Raw genomic sequence first — 1,150 nt, forward strand, 5'->3', positions numbered from 1 at the left:
GCCCCAGCAGGGAGAAACGTGTTGTTCGAGAAGGATGCGGCCTCGGCCACGGACACGTCGTTGCGGTTGTTGGCGTAGCCCCATGCCGTGATGCCGACGGTGTTGTTGTCGACCGAGTTGTTGAAGGTGGTGTTCTTGTGGTAGTAGTCCTTGCTCCACAGCCCGGAGGTGTACATGGCAAAGCGGGTGCCGTCCTTGAAGGTGGCCGAGTTGATGGCCCGGTTGTGGTGGTAGCGCACGTTGTTGCCGCCTGCGATGCCCATGGCGTAGTTGCCCAGGTTGATGAGCTGGTTGTCGTGGGCCTCGATGTGGGCCGGGGCGATGCTGATGTCCCCGTCGCCGTCGGTGATGATGCCGCCGCCCGAGTAGCCCGTGGAGGCCGTGTGCGGGATGGGGTAGGCGCCGTAAATGTAGTTGTTGTGGATCCGGATGGGGTTGCCCGACGAGCCCTTGGTGTTGTAGATGTTGATGTTGTCCTCCACCAGGGAGTTGCCCGCCTCGTTCGTCACCTGGTTCCAGGCCACCTCCACGCCCGGGGCGGTGTTGCGGTAGTTGAACTGCACGAACTGCGAGTGCTCCTTGGCCCCGCCGTACACGCGGCCGTCGATGTTCTTGGCGACGTTGTAGCGGATCTTGATGGAGTTGGCCGCCGAGCCGTTGCCCTCGTAGCGGGTGCCCACGTAGATGCCGGCCGTGCTCTCCATGTAGCAGTTCTCGACCACCACGTTGGTGAAGTTGTTGACTGTGAGGAAGCGGCGCGGCTTCTTGTAGTTGTAGTAGGGGGTCTGCTGGATGCCGTAGCCCCTGGTGTGGCGCACGGTCACGTTGGCGGCGTAGCCCCAGCTCTTGATCAGGTAGCCGGCGCCGCGGATGTTGGAGTTCTCGATCACCACCGGCTCGGTGGTCTTGATCTCGACGGCGGCTATCTCGGAGTCTCTGGACTCCCAGTTGCCTGTGTAGGTGCCGCCCTTGGTGATGACGATCGGGCCGCCGTAGGTCTGGGCGAAAGATTCTGAAATGGGGGCTAGTACACACGTTACTAAAGTGAGCAGGAGGGCAAGAAAGGCCCGGCTAGCTCTCTTATTTGCATAAGAGGTTAGTGCATTCATCTTTTTTGGCTAAAAGTTGAAAATTTGACTTTACTAATAAT

At 59.8% G+C, this 1,150-nt stretch carries 1 protein-coding gene; it reads right to left on the reverse strand.

What is annotated here, in order from left to right; translation table 11 throughout:
* On the reverse strand, positions 1 to 1,109 hold a 1,109-nt coding region (locus H8S84_RS19960), incomplete at its 3' end, for a glycosyl hydrolase (protein WP_187069179.1).
* Positions 1,110 to 1,150 lie beyond the last annotated feature (41 nt).

It is taken from the genome of Pontibacter cellulosilyticus (assembly GCF_014306105.1).
In the GTDB taxonomy this organism is placed as follows: Bacteria; Bacteroidota; Bacteroidia; order Cytophagales; family Hymenobacteraceae; genus Pontibacter; species Pontibacter cellulosilyticus.